General features: G+C 56.9%; 1 protein-coding gene. It reads right to left on the bottom strand.

The genetic code is table 11. The annotated features are described in order from the left end of the window. Positions 1-202 (bottom strand): transposase (locus F1735_RS38780; RefSeq protein ID WP_167241703.1); only part of this gene is annotated, 202 nt, incomplete at both ends.

Raw genomic sequence — 202 nt, 5'->3', positions numbered from 1 at the left:
CAGTGGTCGTGCAACTCTTTGCTGCAGTAGGCAGCATCCATCACATCGTACAAATTGGTGACCCGTTGCTTCGTAATGTGCGACAGCGGCACGGCGGCGCGGCTGTCATGCATCGACGCGGAACACAGCAAGGCGGCGATGGGAACGCCACAATCGGCAGTGTCAATATGCAGCTTGTACCCGTTCCAGCTGGTCTTGTAAC

The organism is Massilia genomosp. 1, assembly GCF_011682185.1.
Classification (GTDB): domain Bacteria; phylum Pseudomonadota; class Gammaproteobacteria; order Burkholderiales; family Burkholderiaceae_D; genus Telluria_A; species Telluria_A rubra.
Note: the sequence above shows the minus strand (reverse complement) of the source record. Positions and strands in the feature narration are given on the sequence as shown.